Here is a 17,570-nt window from a genome sequence, read left to right on the forward strand (position 1 = left end):
CCGATGAGCCGTAATCTCCGTATCGTTACTGCCGTTTTACTGCTGCACATGGGCGCACTGTGGGCGTTGCAGGCTGGGCTTTTGCGCCGGGTTGTTGAAGTGTTTGTGCCCGCCCAAGTGCTGGTAGAGATGTACACCCCGCCGGTCGACACACCCGTGCCACCGCGCGCAGCGCCAACGCCGGTGCAGACCAAGCAGGCCCCGGCCGCCCCGCCCACACCGTTGGCGGTGGCAACACCCGCGCCACAGCCATCAGAACTGGCGCCGGCTCCAGTAGCCCCATCTGCGCCTACGAACACCGGCGAGAAGACACCCAGCACCGCCACGGCAACGACCAGCACGGCGGTAGCCCCAGCTCCGCCCAAGCTGGAGCTGCCGTCGAGTGACGCGGACTACCTGAACAATCCCAAACCCCCTTACCCGCCACTGAGCAAGCGCATGGGTGAACAGGGCAAGGTCGTGATCCGCACACTGATTGGTGCTGACGGTGTGGCCCAGGACGCCAACATTCAACAGTCCAGCGGCTTCGAGCGCCTGGACCAGGCCGCTTTGGCCACGGCACGCAAGTGGCGCTACGTGCCCGGCAAACGCGCGGGCGTTGCCGAGGCCATGTGGTTCAACGTGCCGTTTACCTTTGTTCTTGAGTAACCAACCCGCCCCGGTCGGTCCCATCATTTTTTAGTGGAGTATTTATGGAATCGCAAATCGGATTAATCGCCGTCTGGAACCAGGGCGACTGGGTCACCAAATCAGTGGCCCTGCTGCTGCTGGTCATGTCCTTAGCGTCGTGGATGGTCATCCTGATCAAAGCGCTGGACATCATCAAATACAAATCGCTGGCGCAGCGCACCGAAGATTTTTGGCACAGCGCAGACTATCCCAACGGCGTAGCGCAGTTGGGTACGCAAGCCGGTAATCCGTTTGTGCAACTGGCCAACGCTGGCCGTGAGGCCACGGCCCACCACCGCCACACGCAAACCCAACTGCACGACACGCTGGACATTAGCGACTGGATCAGCCGCTCGCTGCGCAACTCCATTGACGACAGCACAGCCCGCTTCCAGAGCGGCCTTGCCGTGCTTGCGTCGGTAGGCTCCACAGCACCGTTTGTTGGCCTGTTTGGCACCGTCTGGGGCATCTACCACGCATTGATGGGGATTGGTGTTTCGGGCCAGGCCACGTTGGATCAGGTGGCAGGCCCCATTGGCGAGTCACTGATCATGACTGCGCTGGGCCTGGCAGTGGCAATACCTGCCGTGCTGGGTTACAACGCCTTGGTGCGCGGCAACAAATCCATCCTGACCAAGCTGAACCGCTTCGCCCACGACCTGCACGCCTATTTCGTGACCGGCGCCCGCGTCGGCAGCAACCCGGCAGACGGCAAAATCATCGCCATGAAGAAAGCTTAGAACCATGGCCTTTGGAATGCAAGAAGCCACCGGCGGTGACGATACCGAGGTCATGAACGAGATCAACATGACGCCGCTGGTCGACGTCATGCTGGTGCTGCTGATCATCTTTATCATCACCGTGCCGGTCATGAAACACGCAATCAAGGTCGAGTTACCCAGTGCCACCGTCCAGCGCCAGGACATCAAACCCGAGACCATTCAGCTCAGTGTGGATGCGCAAGGTGATTACTATTGGAACCAGACCGTTGTTTCGCGGGATGTACTGGCGGGGATGCTGGAAGCCGAAGCCCGCAAGGAACCCCAAGCTGAGCTCCACATCCGCGGCGACAAGGCTGTGCGTTACGAATTCGTCGCACATGCGATGGCGTCTGCCAAGCAGGCTGGCTTGCGCAAAATTGGGTTCATCACGGATCCCACCAAGTAGCCTACTCCACATGCTGCCTGGTCGATAGCGCAGCGGCACCAATTTGAATCCATCGACACCCGTTGCAGCACGGTGCAGCGGTTTTGTCACTACTTCGTCATCCAAGCTTCATGTAACTGACATTTTCGAACGCGAAACTCTCGGTTTTCAAATTTGAACGTCAAGGATATTCATGAAGCACCACACGATTGCGATTGCCGCATCACTGGCACTGGCCACGGTTCTGACTACAGCGTGCGGAGGCACCGGGGGCACGGCAACAAGCGCGGCACCGAAGAACGTGTTGTTTTTCCTGGGAGACGGCATGGGCATGACGACCATGACCGCGGCGCGCATATATGCGGTAGGTGAAGAGGGTGAACTGACGATGGACACACTTCCCGAGACAGCGTTCGTCAAGACATACTCCGCAAACTCGCAAGTCACCGACAGTGCGCCGTCCATGTCTGCCTACATGACCGGTGTGAAGATGAACAACGAGGTCATCTCAATGACCGCGGGAACCTCGGCATATGACCAGGCGACCGGTGCCGACTACGTCAGTGGTGCAGACTCCACCTGCCCCGCTACCGGTAACGGCACGCCGGTCACGACCTTGCTTGAACTGGCAAAAACTGCAGGGCTGGCGACCGGCGTCGTGACCACCACGCGCATCACCCACGCGACGCCTGCGGCTACTTATGCACACATTTGCCACCGCGATGGTGAAAACAATATCGCCGCGCAAATGGTACCGAAGGGCTCGGGGTTCAACACCGCGCTGGGCGACGGCGTTGACGTCGTTCTGGGCGGAGGCCTGCGGCACTTTTTGCCCAAGGGCACCACGGGCAGTTCGCGCAACGATAGCCGCGATCTGGTATCGGAGATGAAGGCAGCCGGCTACAGCTTCGCGGCAAACAAGACTGACTTCAACGCACTGCCAGCAACGGGCAAGCTGCTGGGTCTTTTTACCTCCAGCCACATGTCATATGACTTGGACCGAGACGGAAACAAAGAACCCAGCCTTTCTGAAATGACCGGGCGTGCTATTGACCAGCTCAAATCCAACAGCAAAGGCATGTTCCTGATGGTGGAAGGTGGGCGCATCGACCACGCGTTGCATGAGACCACCGCCCGCAAGGCGCTGCAGGACACAGTGGCTTTTGACACGGCAGTGAAGACCGCCATCGACAAAATGCAGGCAATCGACCCTGGCCTGAAGAACACACTGATTGTCGTTACCGCGGACCATGACCACACCCTGGTGCTCAACGGTTACGCGGCCCGCACTGGCAAAACCACCGAAGCCAACCCCGGCGTGCTGGGCTTGCTGCGCAGCTATGTGGATGGCATGCTGGGCAAAGACACCGGCGGCAACCCCTTCTCCATCATCGGTTTTGGCAACGGCGAGAACCGCCAGGGCACGCGCACTGCCCTCACCGACGCGATGGTTTTCGACAAGAATTATCACCAAGAAGCGACGATCCCTACCGCCTTGGGCAGCGAAACCCATGGGGGCGCTAACGTATTCCTGGGTGCCGTAGGCAAAGGTTCGGAGAGCTTTTCTGGCGTCATAGACAACACGGCTGTGTTCGGCCTGATTCGCAAGACCGCGGGCCTGTGATCGCAAACACTACTGCGCTCGTCCAGCCCCATAGCTTCACATTCCGGTATTACCAAGGTTTATCCATCATGCATTTTTCACGCCACTCTATTGCTGTCGCAGCCACCTGCCTTGCCGCCACGCTCTGCGCCCCTTCGTTCGCTGCAGGCGAAGCCAAGAACGTGATTTTCTTTCTGGGTGACGGCATGGGTCCGGTCACAGTGACTGCCAGCCGTATCTACAAATACGGCGAAGCCGGTCAGCTCACTATGGAATCATTGCCACGCACGGCCCGCATCAAGACGTATTCACTAGACGGTCAGACAACGGATAGTGCTCCGTCCATGGCCGCTTACATGACTGGCGTCAAGTCACGCAACGAGACCTTGTCCATGGACGGCAATACGTTCTCGAAAGAGCCATCCAGCGACACCAGCGTGACGCCGGCGGTAGCAAACGCCAAGACCAACTGTCCCGCAACCGGGAACGGGGCATCGGTTCCCACCATCCTGGAGCAGGCTATTGCCAAAGGCAAAGCCACCGGCGTGGTCACGACAGCTCGGCTGACCCACGCTACCCCAGCGGCGACCTATGCCCACCACTGCAATCGCAACGCCGAGTACGAAATTGCACGCCAGGCGACACCCGGTGGCGCAGGCTACAACAGTGCCCTGGGCGCAGGCGTAGATGTACTGATGGGCGGCACCAGCTACTTTTGGCGACCGTTTGACGCCACGACCATGCCCAAGGGCCGGCCCGACGGGCGCGACCTGGTCGCGGAACTGCAAGCCAAAGGCTACAGCTATGCCAACGACCTGACCTCCCTGAACGCCGCCCCCAGCGGAAAGATCATTGCGCTGTTCGACCAGGCGGGATCGCAAGGCCACATGTCTTACGAGTTGGACCGCGACCCGGCCAAAGAGCCCAGCCTGTCTCAAATGACGATCAAGGCTATTGATGCGTTGTCCAAAAACACAAACGGGTACTTTTTGATGGTCGAAGGCGGCCGGATCGATCACGCCCTGCACGGTAGCAACGCCAAGCGCGCATTGGCGGACACCATCGCATTTGACGACGCCATCAAAGCTGCATTGGCAAAGGTTGACCTGAGCAACACACTGGTTGTGGTGACGGCGGATCACGATCACACGATGGCGTTCAACGGCTACTCACACCTCGGCAACGACATTTTGGGTAAGTCTACTGATGTCAAGACAAAGAAATTGGCCAAGGCAGCAGACGGTTTGCCTTACACCACGCTGGTGTTTGGCAACGGAAGTGGCCCGCGCAAGGCCACCCGAGACGATTTGACCAACGTTGATACTTCCGGAAACAAGGACTACCAACAGGAAGTAGGCGTGCCCTTGAGCAGCGAAACCCATGGCGGTGGCGACGTAAACCTGTTCGCGACAGGTGCTGGCAGCAGTATCTTCAAGGGAACACTCGACAACACGCGGGTGTACGGCCTGATGAAAACGGCGTTTGGATTTTGATGAAGGCCGCAAAAATCAGCTGGTTGGCGGCGGGTGTGGTGCTGGGGTATGCGATGAGCGCTCTGCCAGCATTTGCGCAAGACGCTGACCTGCTCGTCAAACACATCGCCATCTCGGCCGGCGCAGACGGTATCAAGCGTACGACCGAGTTCACGGAGCGCATGGTGCGCCGACAGAACCAGGTCTGGATCGAGCGGGTGGTGCCGGCAGGCTGGCACACTGCCGACGACCACGGGAAGGCAGACAAATCGCACAAGCATCTGGATACCGCTGCCGCCGCACGCTGGGTCACCCGCGGCGCAGATGGCACTACGGCTATCCGTCTGGCGTCTCGGGAAGACAAGGTGCTGGTAGACGTCTCAAAGCCAGACTTTGAAAACGTTGGTTTCGATGGGTCTTGGGCATCCGCCTACTATCTCATCGATCCGGCCGCCCTCAAACGCATGAAACTTTTGTCCACCGACGGCGATTTGGCTACGTATGCCGTAACCGACCCCAATCGTCAGCTCAAGATAGTCTGGAACGCGAAATTGAAGCTTCCTTTGCTGGTGGAGTCGGTCAGCGGCGCGTCCAGCAAGCGCACCACGGTTGAGGTGGCCTCGCTGGCAAAAAACCTGCCGTGGGACAGCTTGAAGGACTATTCGCGCAAGGACTATTCAGACTACCTCGACTGAACGCAGGTACCGTGTGCCGAACATCGACGGCAACCGTGGTGGCCGCCAGGGCAGTTAGAGGCCTATGGCGGCCACACCTGCATTTGCGATTTGCGCATCTTCGCTGGACTTAACCCCACTGACGCCCACGGCGCCCAGGCACTGACCATCCTTCATGATCGGTACGCCGCCCTCGAGCATGCCGTCCAATGTGGGTGCGCTCAGAAATGATACGCGGCCGCCGTTGATCATGTCTTCATACACCTTGGTTTCTCGCCGACCAACGGCTGCAGTACGGGCCTTGCCGGGTGCAATGTGGGATGAAATAGGGGCCGCACCGTCCAGCCGCTGGAACCACAGCAGGTGGCCGCCATCGTCAACGATTGCGATGCTGACGGCCCAATTGTTTTTTAGCGCCTCGGCTTCGGCTGCTGCTGCAATGGCTTTGACGTCTGCAAATTCAAGTACGGATTTGGTTTTCATGGCAAGAAACTCTAGGGTTGGGATGAAACCTGGAGCATAACGTCCCGCGCAAACCCCCATTGGACCGCTTCGCACGCAACAGCCCCGCTTAAAAAGAGGTCAAGCCAGTAAATTGGACTGGCAATGGGCTTGATAAACCCTAGAATCGCACCATCTGCACCCAGCAGACATTGAAGGAGTTTGAACCATGACAGACAACATCACCACTTTGAACCCGGGCGAAGGCTATGCCGTTGCGGATGCGCAGCAGCGTAACAAGGTACTTCGCAACACCTACATGCTTTTGTCTTTGAGCCTTGTTCCCACTGTACTGGGCGCGTGGCTGGGCGTCTCGTTGGGGCTAGCACCCCTGTTCAGGGGCTGGATTGGCATGATCGTGTTCCTGGGTGTGGCCTTTGGCTTCATCTACGGCATCGAGAAGACCAAAAACTCCGCGGCGGGCGTGCCGATGCTGCTGGGCTTCACGTTTTTCATGGGATTGATGCTCTCGTCCATCATCCAGTCGACGTTGGGGTTCAAGAACGGACCGCAACTGATCATGACCGCTTTTGCCGGCACCTCTGGCGTATTCATGGGCATGGCTGCGCTGTCTACCGTCATCAAGCGCGACCTGTCCGGCATGGGCAAGTTCCTGTTTGTCGGCCTGATCATGTTGATCATCGGTGGCCTGATCAATGCTTTCGTGGGCTCTACCGCCGGCATGATCGCGCTTTCCATGGTCAGCATCGGTATCTTCAGCGCCTACATGCTGTATGACATCAAGCAGATCATCGACGGCGGCGAGACCAACTACATCAGTGCCACGCTGAACCTGTACCTGGACATCATCAATGTGTTCCAGAGCCTGCTGGCCCTGCTGGGCATCTTTGGTGGCGACAGAGACTGAACGTTTCTCTTTGCGGCGGGCAGAGCCGCTTTAACCCCCAAAAAAAGGCCCTTTTCGGGCTTTTTCTACGTTGAAACCAAGCGATCATTCTGGCTATGGTCCACATGACCGATACAAACCTTCCCCACCCCAACTATCCATGATTGCCGCGCGCCCGATTCTTCTCTCCATGGCATTGCTGACGACCATGCTCGCGGGCTGCGACAAGCTGGAGACGATGCTGGCCGACCCCAAGGTGGCCCAGCGCATCGCCGATTCCAAGGCTATTGGCAGCGCCTGCCGATATGGCATGCGCAGCATTGAAGACTGCTACACCAAGAACGAAAAGGCGTCCAAAGCCGCCGTATTTGACGGCTGGAAGGAGATGGACCAGTACATGCGGGACAACAAGATCGACGGTGTGCCATCCAAGGTAGATGCACCTACTGCGCCGCCTGTAGAAGAAGTCATTGATGAGAAGGCCAGCGACGGCAAAACCAAGCCTAAAACCAAGGCCAAGCCCTAGGATTGGCGATCAGCCTTCCAGGTCAAACACCGCAATGCTTTCCACGTGGGCAGTGTGCGGGAACATGTTGACCACTCCCGCCGACGAACATGTGTAGGCCCCCTGCTGCACCAGCACACCCGCATCGCGCGCCAGCGTGGCCGGGTTGCAGCTGACGTAGACGATACGCTTGGGTGGCGTCCAGTTGCGCTCCGCGTCCGTGGCCACCCCGTCCGCCACCCGTTGGCGCACGGCAGCCAGCGCCTGAACCAACGCAAAGGCTCCTTCGCGTGGGGGATCAACCAGCCACTTGTCGGCGGCACCGTCACCGACCAGCATTTCCGGCGTCATCTCGAATAAATTGCGTGCTACAAATTTAGTAGCTGCCCACGCTTGCTGCGCGGGGGCTGCAGCCTGGTTGAACGTGAGGTTTTCGCGTGAACGGACGACCAGCGACTCGGCGCCCTCCACGCCCAGCACCTCGCGCGCCTGTGTGGCCAGCGGCAGTGTGAAGTTGCCCAGACCGCAAAACCAGTCGATGACCCGCTCATGCTTTTGCACTGCCAGCAAACCCAGCGCGCGCGACACCAGCACGCGGTTGATGTGCGGGTTGACCTGTGTGAAGTCTATGGGTCTGAACGGCATCGTGATGCCGAAGTCCGGCAGGCTGTAGGCCAGCTGGCCGGTCTCGTGGCCGGGCAACTCATCCAGGCGGTGCACCGTATCCAGGCCCTTGGGTTGCAGCCACCACTGCAGGCCTGGGCGAGCCGCCGCAAATTGGCGCAGGCGGTTCAGGTCGGCGTCGCTCAGAGGTGCCATGTGGCGCAGCACCATGGCCGTCACGTCGACCCCTCCACCCGAAGCAGCACCGTCCATGTCACCTATTGCCAGTTCGATCTGTGGGCAAGTTTCCACGGCGTCCATTGATGCAATCAGTTCGCGCAACGGCACCAGCATTGCGCTGACGTGGGGTGCCAGCACCTTGCACTGCTGCATGTCCGCCACATAACGGCTCTTGCGCTCGTGGAAGCCCACCAGCACATATCCCTTTTTGCGCACGTTCTTCACCGAAAGCCGTGCGCGGTAGCGGTAGCCCCAGGCTGGTCCTTCGATTGGGCGCAGCATGTTGTCGGGCTTGACCTTGCTGATGTGCCACAGGTTGTCTTCCAGCACCCGCTGCTTCACCGCCACCTGGGCACCTACATGCAGATGCTGCATCTTGCAGCCGCCGCAAGCCCCTTCGTGCAGGCCGAAGTGCGGGCAAGCCGGGCGCACGCGCTGCGAGGATTCCACATGGATCTCAGTCAGCGTACCTTTTTCGAAACTGTTCTTGCTGCGGTGGATATTGGCGCTGACCACCTCAAAGGGCAGCGCGCCGTCGATGAACACCACCTTACCGTCGGGTTTGTGGGCCACACCCTGGGCTTCCAGGTCCAGGGATTTCACTTTGAGCCAGCCCTCGGGCAGCGGTTTTTCGGTCGCTTGTTCAGAAGTTTTTGTGTTGTCGGTCATGCCTGAATTGTCTCAGGTCACGGCACCCGACTTTTCAAGCGCGGCCTTAGTGCGATTCAGCGCGGGGGTCAAACGCGTCCTGCAGGCCATCACCCAGGAAATTGACCGCAATGACGGTGATGAAGATCAGAAAGCCCGGGTAGAAGGCCAACTCCGGCGCGCGTGAGATCAGCTCCTGCGCGTTGTTCAGCATATTGCCCCAGCTAGGCGTCGGCGGCTGTATGCCAAGGCCCAGAAAGCTCAGCGTGCTCTCCAGCAAAATGATTTGCCCCACCGCCAGGCTCAGCGCCACGATGATGGGCGATGTGGTGTTGGGCAGCACATGCACGCTCAGGATGTGGCGGGCACTGGCCCCCTGGGTGCGGGCCGCCAGCACGAACTCGCGCGTCATCAGGCTCAGCGTGGAGGCACGCACCAGGCGGGCCACGGTCGTCCACTCCACCAGCGCGATGATGAACACAATGCGGTAGAAATTGGCCGCGCTAGAGCGTACAAACTCTTCGGAGAAACCCAGCTTCTGCAAGTCGATTGCGGCAAAGACGATCAACAGCGGCAGCAGCGGCAATGAGATCACGCCATCGGTGACGCGCATCAGCAGCGCCTCGGTGCGGCCGCGGTAGTAGCCGGCCAGCAGACCGATCAGCGTGCCCACCATGGCTGCGCTGACGGCCCCCAGCAGGCCGACCAGCAGCGAGATGCGCCCGCCATACATCAGCCGCGCCATAACATCGCGGCCAGCTTCGTCGGTGCCCAGAATGTGTTGGGCCGATGGCGGCGCAAAGCGCTGCAGCAGGTTGGTGTCGTTCACGTTGACGCCCATCACCCGCTCATACAGCGGCGCGCTGGCGGCAAAGAGCGCCAGCAAGACCAGCACGACACCGCCCAGCATGGCCATGCGGTTACGAGACAGGCGGCGCCAGCGCAGTTGCCATACCGATTGCGGTTTGTCGGCAATGGCGGTGAGTACCGCGGGCGGCGATGCAATGGAGTCTGTCATGACAGCGAAATCCTCGGGTCCAGCCAGGCGTAGGCAATATCGGCTACCAGGTTGGACACCAGCGTGGCCGTGGTCGCAAACAGCAGGCCCATTAGCGCCAGGTTGAAGTCATTGCCCATGATGGCATCAAAGATCAGCTTGCCCATCCCGCGCTGCGCAAACATGGTCTCGGTGATCAGCGCCCCGCCCAGCAGTGCGCCAAAGCTCAACGCCAGCACCGTGACGACGGGAATTAGCGCATTGCGCAGCGCATGCTGAAACACCACACGCAGCTTGCCTGCACCCTTGGCGCGGGCTGTGCGGATGTAGTCCATGCGCAGCACCTCCACCATCGATGCGCGGGTGAAGCGGGTAAAGCGCCCGGCAAAGGCGGCCGTCAGTGTCAGCACCGGCAGCACCAGGTATTTGGTGCTGTCAGCCAGGCTGCCATCACCCCCAATCGTGAACATGCCGCTGGCCGGCAACCAGCCCAGCCGCACCGCAAACAGGTAGATCAGCATCAGTGCCAAAAAGAACACCGGCACGGAGATACCGGCGAAGGACAGCAGATTGATGACACGGTCCAAGGCCGAACCCTTGGCCAGCGCCGCGATCACGCCCAGCGTCAACGCCAGCACGGTGAACACCACAAACGATACGCCCACCAGCTTGCCGGTCTGGATCAGCGCCGGCACCAGCACCACCAAAACCGGCTGGGAATAGGTACGCGAGTAACCGAAGTCCAGCACGGCTGCAGCCCGCAGCCAGTTCCAGTAGCGTGTGACCAACGGCTGGTCCAGCCCGTATTGGGCACGCAGGCGGGCCACGTCCTGCGCCGTGTAGCCGGGGTTGGAGTTGACCATGATGTCAATCGGGTCGCCGGGCATCAGGCCGATGAGGCCGTAAATGATGAACGACATCACCAAGAGCACGAGTGCGCTCTGCAACAGTCTTGAGGATATGAAACGCAGCATCGTCGTCAGTCCTTGAAATGGCAGGCCGCCAGCTGCTGCACCCGTCCGGGTGCTGGCATCAGCACCGGTGCCTCGACCTTGCAAATGGCCTGGGCTTTGGGACAACGCGGATGGAAGGCGCAACCGGACGGTGGCTTCAGCGGGCTGGGCAAATCGCCCTGTATCGTGCGGCCACGGGCCCGTCGACCCTGACCAATGCGTGGAATCGCATCCAGCAGCGCCTTGGTATAGGGGTGACTGGGTGACGCGAACAGCTCTTCGCGTGGCGCCACTTCCACCAAGCGGCCCAAGTACATCACCGCCACGCGGTCGGCCAGGTGGTGCACGGCCGACAGGTCATGGCTGATGAACAGGTAGCTCAGGTGCCGCTGCTCGCGCAGCTCGCTCATCAGGTTCAAGATCTGGCTTTGGATGGACACGTCCAGCGCCGACAGGGGCTCGTCTGCGACGATCAGCTCCGGCGCGGGGCCCAGTGCGCGGGCAATAGCAATGCGCTGGCGCTGGCCGCCAGAGAACTGGTGCGGGTAGCGGTTGAGCGCGTCCACCGGCAGGCCGACCTGTGCGATCAGTTCACGGGCACGGTCGGCACGCTCGGCGCGGTTGCCAATGCCGTGTATCAGCAGCGGCTCGGTGATGACGTCAGACACCGGTAGGCGCGGGTTCAGCGACTCGTACGGGTCCTGAAAAATCATCTGGATCGCGCAGCGTGTCTTTTGTTGCTGCACGGGCGTCATGGCTGCCAGGTCTTCGCCTTTGAAGCGGATGGTGCCACGGGTGGCGGCGTACAGGCCCACCAGGGCGCGGCCCAGCGTGGTCTTGCCACAGCCGCTCTCACCAACCAGCGCCAGCGTCTCGCCCGGAGTAATGGAGAAACTTACATCAGACACGGCCTGCAGCACGGGCGACGGCCCGCGTTGCAGCCAGCCGTTGCGGGGCATAGGGAAGTGCACGGCCAGTTGGTCGACCTGCAGCAGGGGTGTTGTAGTGGCGTTCATGCGTCGGCCCTGAAACAGGCAACATCGTGACCGAGCGCAACATTCACCAAGGGCGGCACCTGTTCGCGGCACTGAGCCACCACACGGGTACAGCGGTCGGCAAAACGGCAGCCGGGTGCGGCCACCGCCAAATTAGGCATACCGCCCGGAATCACCGGCAGGCGTGGCTGGCGGTTCTGAAGATTGGGCAGGGTGTGGATCAAGCCCACCGAATACGGATGCCGCGGCTGGTCGAACAGCCGTGCGGCCGGGGCACGCTCCACAATGCGTCCGGCATACATGACGATGATGTCATCGGCCAGCTCGGAGACCACGCCCAGGTTGTGGCTGATGAACTGGATGGCCATGCCAATGCGGTCCTGCAGCTCCAGCATCAGCTCCAGAATCTGGGCCTGTATGGTCACGTCCAGCGCAGTGGTCGGTTCATCGGCAATCAGCAGACTCGGCCTGCAGGCCAGCGCCATGGCAATCATTGCGCGCTGGCGCATGCCGCCGGACAGCTGGTGCGGGTAGGCCGCCGCCCGGGTGCGAGCCGACGGAATGCCCACCTCATCCAGCATCTCGACCGCCCGCTCATAGGCAGCGCGCTTGTCCAAACCCTGGTGCAGCACAAAGGTCTCGCCGATTTGCTCACCGATGCGTATCACCGGGTTCAGCGCCGTCATCGGCTCCTGGAAAATCATCGCGATTTTGTTGCCGCGCACAGCACGCCACTCAGCCTCGGACTGGCCAAACAGTTCCTGCCCAGCGAAGTGGGCCTTGCCGCCAACATGTGCGCTGGATGGCAGCAAGCCCATCAAAGCCAGCGCAGTCGTCGATTTGCCGCAACCGCTCTCCCCCACCAGGCCCAGCGTCTTGCCAGGCGCAATGGCGTACGAGATGTCGTCGACGGCGCGCAGCACGCCCTTGTCGGTCTGGAACCCTATAGACAGATGGTCTACGCGAAGCAGTGAGTCCGCCACCGCTTCAGCGGACACCCCAGCTCTCCTGACCGTAGTAGCTTGATGGCAACTGACCGGGCTTCAATACCCCAGTCAACCATTTAGGCACCACGTACACATCGGTGCGGAAGTACAGCGGCAGCACCGGTACCTCATCGGTGTAGATTTTTTGCATTTCAACCCACATGGGTTTGCGCTTGGCCGGATCCAGTTCGCGCAAGACTCCATCGATCAGCTTATCCATGCCAGGGTGACTGAACTGCGAATAGTTGGCGCCTGCATAGTTGTTGGCTGCAGTCGGTACGGCAGAAGTCGACAGGGTATTGGTTGGCGGCGCCTCGGGCAGGCTGGTCCACGCCAATTGCGCCAGTGCGGTGAACTGCTGCTTCTTCAAAGTCTCACCGAAGAAAGTGCGGGCCGGTACGTTTTTGATCACGACTTCCACACCGATTTGCTTCCATTGGTTCTGCAACACCTGCTGCACCAATTCGCGCATCTTGTTACCCGCCGTGGTCATGTACTCAAATGACAGACGTTGGCCAGCGGCATTAACACGAATACCATCCCCAGCGGGTTTGAAACCGGCTTGGTCAAGCAAGGTCTTTGCGCGCGTCGGGTCAAAGGGGTACTTGGTAGCATTGGCATCAAATCCTGGCTCCAGCGGATTAACCCAGCTGTGTGCGACAGGAAACTTGCCGTCTACCAGCTGCTTGACCAGGGTCTCACGGTCGATACCCAACAGCAAAGCTTGGCGTACCCGCTTGTCGACCAGACCTGGGTGGTTGCGGTTCAGGTCTATGTGCTCGTAGACCAGGCCAAGCGGAAACTCGAAGTCATACTTTTGTTGCAGGGCGGGTTCTTTGGACATCGCCAAGCCCTGGTCCATGGACAGGCCCAACGCACCCGAGATGAAGTCCAGGTCGCCTGAACGCAGGTTGGCTTCCAGCGTGGCGGTGTTTTCAATCGTCTTGATGGTGACGCGTTTGAAGTGGGGTTTTTGACCCCACCAGTGTGGGTTCGGTTCAAACACCAAAAAAGCGCCGGACTGGATTTGTGCCAGCTTGTAGGGACCGTTCCACAATCCTGCGGTGGTAGGCGTGCGGTTGTAGATCGTGTTTTTGTTGTAGTCAGCCAGGGTAGCAAGCCCTTTGACGACAGGTTCTTCCAAGTGGGCCGGTATCAGTGCAAAGTCAGCCAGGTCAGCGAAGTCGTACTCGGCCTTGTTCATGTGGAGCACAAAGTTCTTGGCGTCTACAGTCTCAACCTTGGTGATGCGCTGGAACACGTCGGGGCGCGCGAAACCGCTTTCTGGCTTGACACCGACCGACCAACTAAACGCCACATCCTTGCTGGTAATGGGAGTGCCGTCGGCCCACTTGGCCTGCGGGTGCAACGTGAACTTGACCGTCATGCCCTTTTTGCCACCGCCCAGATCTACCGTCTTGGCGCGGCCATTGGCCACGGTGGGTACTTCGGTGCACAAGAAGCATTCCATCTTGCGGTTGTCGTTGTAGGTCGCAATAGGGCGGTAGCCGAAACGGATAGCGTAGACCTTGGCCACGGTGGGCTCGATGCCGGGGTGCAGGCTAGGTGGGTATTGCGACATGCCTATCGTCAGCGTATCTTTTACGCCCTGGGCCTGGGCCGACGTGGAGCTCAGCAACGGCAAGAGCAAGGCCGCAGCAATAAGTGTTTTGTGAACAACAGATTTCATCAATCGCTTCCCTGGGTAAACAGAAGTGGCCGCCGCAGAATTGGCAGTGGTAGGAACCCAGATCATGGGTTCGCGCGCAGTGTGGCACAGCTCGCAAAAACCATGCCCATCGTTAACCCTTACTGGGGAAAGCTGCGCTCCAGCTCGTCTATCAGACCGCCCACATAGGCCACCGCGTCATGAATGGGTTTGGGCGAGTGCATGTCAATGCCTGCCATCTGCAACAGATCAAGCGGTCTGCGCGTGCCACCGGCCTGCAACACCTGCAGCCAGCGCTGTACAGCAGCGTCGCCCTCTTCCTTGACCAGCCCTGCCATCGCAGTGGATGCCACGAGGCCCACCGAGTAGGTGTAGGGGTACATGCCCATGTAGTAGTGCGGTTGGCGCATCCACGTCATGCGGGCACCGTCATCGATCTCGACCGTGTTGCCCCAGAAGCCCGCCAGGATGTCGCCCTTGCATTGGTTCAGCACGGATGCGGTGACAGATTTACCAGCCTCTGCCATCGCATAGATCTGCCGCTGTAGTTGGGCTTCCAGCAGGTGCGTGATGAAGTTGTGGTGGTAGGTGCCCAGTACCTGCATGATGACGGAACGGCGCATGCGCACGTCCTGGTTTTTGCCGAGGATGTGCTGGGCCAGCAACATCTCGTTCATGATGGACGGTGCCTCGATGAAGGGCATGGCCGGCCGGGTGTTGTTGAAGCGCTGGTGCTGCATGGCCAGCCCGAAGTGCCCGCCGTGGCCCAGCTCGTGGGCCAGCGTGAACACGTTGCGCATGGTGTCGGACCATGTGATCAGGATGTAAGGGTGCACGCCGTAGGGTGACGCGCAGAAGGCGCCGGACGACTTGCCGATGTTGTCGGCCCGGTCCACCCAGCGTTGGGTCAGCGTCTTGTGGGCGAAATCACGGTACTGCGGCCCCATCACCGACAGCGAATCCAGGATCAGCGCACAGGCTTCATCGTATGAAACACAGGGGTTGAACTCCGGGTCCAGCGGTGCCTTGATGTCGCAGTACAGCAGCTTGTCCAGGCCGAGCACGCGTCGGCGCAGACGGGCGTAGCGCTGCATATGCGGCGCAAGCTCTGCCTGGATGATGTTCAGGATGTTGCTGTACACCGCATGCGGAATTTTGTGGGACTGCAACAAGAATTCTTCGGTGCTGCGGTAGTTGCGCAGCCGGGCCAGCACCACGTTTTTGCTGACCTCGGTCGCAAAGGTGGCCGCGTAAGTGTTGTTGTAGGCCTTCAGGCCCGCGCTGAAGGATGCCCAGGCGCCGCGGCGCACGCTGGTGTCGCTGCTGGCCTCGTAGCTGGACTCAAACAGGTTGACGGAATTGGGGTGCACCGTGCCAGCCGCATCGGTGAAGGGCACAAACTGGATGTCGCTGGACTTTGATCGGCTGTAGACCATGTAGGGTGCGGCCAGCGGCTCCCCCAGCGCGGCCAGCACACGCTCAGCATCGGCGCTCAGGCGGTGGGGCCTTAACTCTAGCAGGTCTTGCAGGTAAATGCGATGCGCGTCCAGGCCGGGCGCAGCCGCCAAAAATTGCTCCACAACACCATCCGGCAACTGCAAAATTTCAGAGTCGACAAACGCGATGCTGGTGTTCAGCAGTGCGCCAAGCGTGGACACGCGCGCCATGCACGCCTGGTGCTCTGGGTTGGTGCCATCCTGCGCGTTGCGCAAGTGGGCATAGGAAGCCACGCGCATGAAGCGCTGCTGCAGCGCCTCCACGGTGTCCAGGCAAGCCAGCAGCGCCTGGGCACTACCGCCCAAGTGACCTTGGAAGGGCGTGACGCTGCTGCGCGCCGCATCTACGGCAGTAAGTTCAGCCTCCCAATCGGCCTGCGATGTAAACAAGTCGTCCAGGTTCCATGTCATGTCCACCGGGACGTCGGCGCGGGCAAGGCGGTTCTGCATAGCGTGTTCTCTCTGATCAGTTAGTGACGGTGCTGGCGCTACGCGCTGCGGTCCGAAGCGCAAAGTTTTACATCAACGATTGCCGCGTGATACCGCGGCGCATCAGGTAGCGTTTGAGTTTGGACAGTGCTTCGTTTTGCACTTGGCGCACGCGCTCACGGGTGAGGCCCAGGCGCAGGCTGATGACGTCCAGGGTTTCAGGCTCCTGGTCGTGCAGGCCGAAACGGCCCTCCAGCACGGCGCGCTCGCGGTTGCTCAGCGTGCCAATCCACTCTTCGAGCAACAGGTCCACCTCATGGGCCAGCGTCACGTCTTCCGGAGCCAGCGTCAACTCGTCGATCAAGCCGTCGCCCATGGTCATGTCGTCGCCATTGCGGTCCAGCGATGCGTCCAGCGAGCGTGGCGCCTCGGCCATCGACAGCAAGTCGGCCACGTGGTGCGGGTCCTGGCCCAGCAAGGCGGCTATATCTTCCACGCGTATGCCTTCGGGTCGTTTGGCGACCAACTCGGAGTCGTTCTCCAGCAGACGCCGCGCGCGCAACACGTGTTGCAACTCGCGCACCACGTTGACCGGCAGGCGCACGGCCCGGCCCTGGTACATCAACGCGCGGTCGACGGACTGGCGTATCCACCACGTGGCATAGGTCGAAAAACGGAACCCCCGCTCGGGCTCGAACTTGTCGATGGCATGCATCAGACCCAGGTTGCCCTCCTCCACCAGATCAGCCATGGGCACGCCGCGGCCCATATAGCCCTTGGCGATGCTGACGACCAGGCGCAGGTTGTGCTCGATCATGCTCTGGCGGGCCGCAAAGTCACCGGCGCGCGCGCGGGTGGCGGTGTCGAATTCTTCTTGTGGGGTAAACAGCTCGGTGCGGCGCACACCGCGCAGGTACAGCGACAGTGCGTCGCCCGATTCGTCCGCAGTGGACTCGTCTGCGGCAAGCTCCTGTCCCGTCAACTCCATCGCATGGAGTGCTATGGAATCAGGAGCTGCTTGCGCGCTCCCCGCGGGGGCTACAGGGCTATTTGTCTTAAGAGAAATACCCCCCAGCCCATGGTCGGCAGGACTGCTGCCAACACCATGGTTGCGGGGTTTTTTCATGGAAAGCGCTG

At 60.4% G+C, this 17,570-nt stretch carries 17 protein-coding genes; 8 read left to right on the plus strand and 9 right to left on the minus strand.

Annotated elements, in window-relative coordinates:
• Nucleotides 1–3: 3 nt before the first annotated feature.
• The 6 genes from AC097P_RS16490 (at nucleotide 4) to AC097P_RS16515 (ending at nucleotide 5,585) form a co-directional block, all read left to right on the plus strand.
• Complete coding sequence (locus AC097P_RS16490) at nucleotides 4–648, plus strand: energy transducer TonB (RefSeq protein WP_479611516.1); 645 nt, start codon at nucleotides 4–6, stop codon at nucleotides 646–648.
• Between the two features lie 44 nt (nucleotides 649–692).
• On the plus strand, nucleotides 693–1,409 hold the full coding sequence (locus tag AC097P_RS16495) for a MotA/TolQ/ExbB proton channel family protein (RefSeq protein ID WP_479611517.1): 717 nt from the start codon (nucleotides 693–695) through the stop codon (nucleotides 1,407–1,409).
• A 4-nt stretch (nucleotides 1,410–1,413) separates the two neighbouring features.
• Complete coding sequence (locus AC097P_RS16500; RefSeq protein ID WP_479611518.1) at nucleotides 1,414–1,836, plus strand: ExbD/TolR family protein; 423 nt, start codon at nucleotides 1,414–1,416, stop codon at nucleotides 1,834–1,836.
• 172 nt (nucleotides 1,837–2,008) lie between these two features.
• Nucleotides 2,009–3,439: an alkaline phosphatase gene (locus AC097P_RS16505; protein ID WP_479611519.1), complete on the plus strand. Its 1,431-nt coding sequence runs from the start codon at nucleotides 2,009–2,011 to the stop codon at nucleotides 3,437–3,439.
• A gap of 68 nt (nucleotides 3,440–3,507) precedes the next feature.
• Nucleotides 3,508–4,911, plus strand: a complete 1,404-nt coding sequence (locus AC097P_RS16510; protein WP_479611520.1) for an alkaline phosphatase — start codon at nucleotides 3,508–3,510, stop codon at nucleotides 4,909–4,911.
• Nucleotides 4,911–5,585, plus strand: coding sequence for a hypothetical protein (locus AC097P_RS16515; protein ID WP_479611521.1), 675 nt, complete (start codon nucleotides 4,911–4,913; stop codon nucleotides 5,583–5,585). Before AC097P_RS16510 ends, AC097P_RS16515 begins: the two co-directional genes overlap by 1 nt.
• 54 nt (nucleotides 5,586–5,639) lie before the next feature.
• Here AC097P_RS16515 and AC097P_RS16520 read toward each other — a convergent pair whose 3' ends face one another.
• Nucleotides 5,640–6,047, minus strand: a complete 408-nt coding sequence (locus tag AC097P_RS16520) for a GlcG/HbpS family heme-binding protein (RefSeq protein ID WP_479611522.1) — start codon at nucleotides 6,045–6,047, stop codon at nucleotides 5,640–5,642.
• 187 nt (nucleotides 6,048–6,234) lie between these two features.
• Here AC097P_RS16520 and AC097P_RS16525 point away from each other — a divergent pair, with 187 nt between their 5' ends.
• Together AC097P_RS16525 and AC097P_RS16530 are read left to right on the plus strand one after the other, a co-directional pair.
• Nucleotides 6,235–6,933, plus strand: a complete 699-nt coding sequence (locus AC097P_RS16525; RefSeq protein ID WP_479611523.1) for a Bax inhibitor-1/YccA family protein — start codon at nucleotides 6,235–6,237, stop codon at nucleotides 6,931–6,933.
• A 139-nt stretch (nucleotides 6,934–7,072) separates the two neighbouring features.
• The gene (locus AC097P_RS16530; RefSeq protein WP_479611524.1) at nucleotides 7,073–7,438 is read left to right on the plus strand and encodes a hypothetical protein; all 366 of its coding nucleotides are present in this window, start codon (nucleotides 7,073–7,075) and stop codon (nucleotides 7,436–7,438) included.
• Between the two features lie 9 nt (nucleotides 7,439–7,447).
• On the opposite strand, the gene rlmD is transcribed toward AC097P_RS16530, so the two are convergent.
• The 8 genes from rlmD to AC097P_RS16570 form a co-directional block, all read right to left on the minus strand.
• Nucleotides 7,448–8,929 (minus strand): 23S rRNA (uracil(1939)-C(5))-methyltransferase RlmD, encoded by a 1,482-nt coding sequence (gene rlmD, locus AC097P_RS16535; protein ID WP_479611525.1) that lies wholly within the window; start codon nucleotides 8,927–8,929, stop codon nucleotides 7,448–7,450.
• Nucleotides 8,930–8,975: 46 nt separating this feature from the next.
• Nucleotides 8,976–9,926, minus strand: a complete 951-nt coding sequence (locus AC097P_RS16540; RefSeq protein WP_479611526.1) for an ABC transporter permease — start codon at nucleotides 9,924–9,926, stop codon at nucleotides 8,976–8,978.
• Nucleotides 9,923–10,879, minus strand: a complete 957-nt coding sequence (locus AC097P_RS16545) for an ABC transporter permease (protein ID WP_479611527.1) — start codon at nucleotides 10,877–10,879, stop codon at nucleotides 9,923–9,925. The genes AC097P_RS16540 and AC097P_RS16545 overlap by 4 nt, the downstream gene beginning before the upstream one ends.
• Nucleotides 10,880–10,884: 5 nt before the next feature.
• Complete coding sequence (locus AC097P_RS16550) at nucleotides 10,885–11,874, minus strand: ABC transporter ATP-binding protein (RefSeq protein WP_479611528.1); 990 nt, start codon at nucleotides 11,872–11,874, stop codon at nucleotides 10,885–10,887.
• On the minus strand, nucleotides 11,871–12,851 hold the full coding sequence (locus tag AC097P_RS16555) for an ABC transporter ATP-binding protein (RefSeq protein ID WP_479611529.1): 981 nt from the start codon (nucleotides 12,849–12,851) through the stop codon (nucleotides 11,871–11,873). The genes AC097P_RS16550 and AC097P_RS16555 overlap by 4 nt, the downstream gene beginning before the upstream one ends.
• Entirely contained in the window at nucleotides 12,841–14,529 is a 1,689-nt protein-coding gene (locus tag AC097P_RS16560; RefSeq protein WP_479611530.1) for a peptide ABC transporter substrate-binding protein, read from the minus strand. Before AC097P_RS16560 ends, AC097P_RS16555 begins: the two co-directional genes overlap by 11 nt.
• 119 nt (nucleotides 14,530–14,648) lie before the next feature.
• Nucleotides 14,649–16,454, minus strand: a complete 1,806-nt coding sequence (gene pepF / locus AC097P_RS16565) for an oligoendopeptidase F (protein WP_479611531.1) — start codon at nucleotides 16,452–16,454, stop codon at nucleotides 14,649–14,651.
• A gap of 67 nt (nucleotides 16,455–16,521) precedes the next feature.
• Entirely contained in the window at nucleotides 16,522–17,559 is a 1,038-nt protein-coding gene (locus AC097P_RS16570; protein ID WP_479611532.1) for a sigma-70 family RNA polymerase sigma factor, read from the minus strand.
• Between the last annotated feature and the right edge of the window lie 11 nt (nucleotides 17,560–17,570).

This window comes from Rhodoferax sp. ZS1R8 (assembly GCF_056521325.1).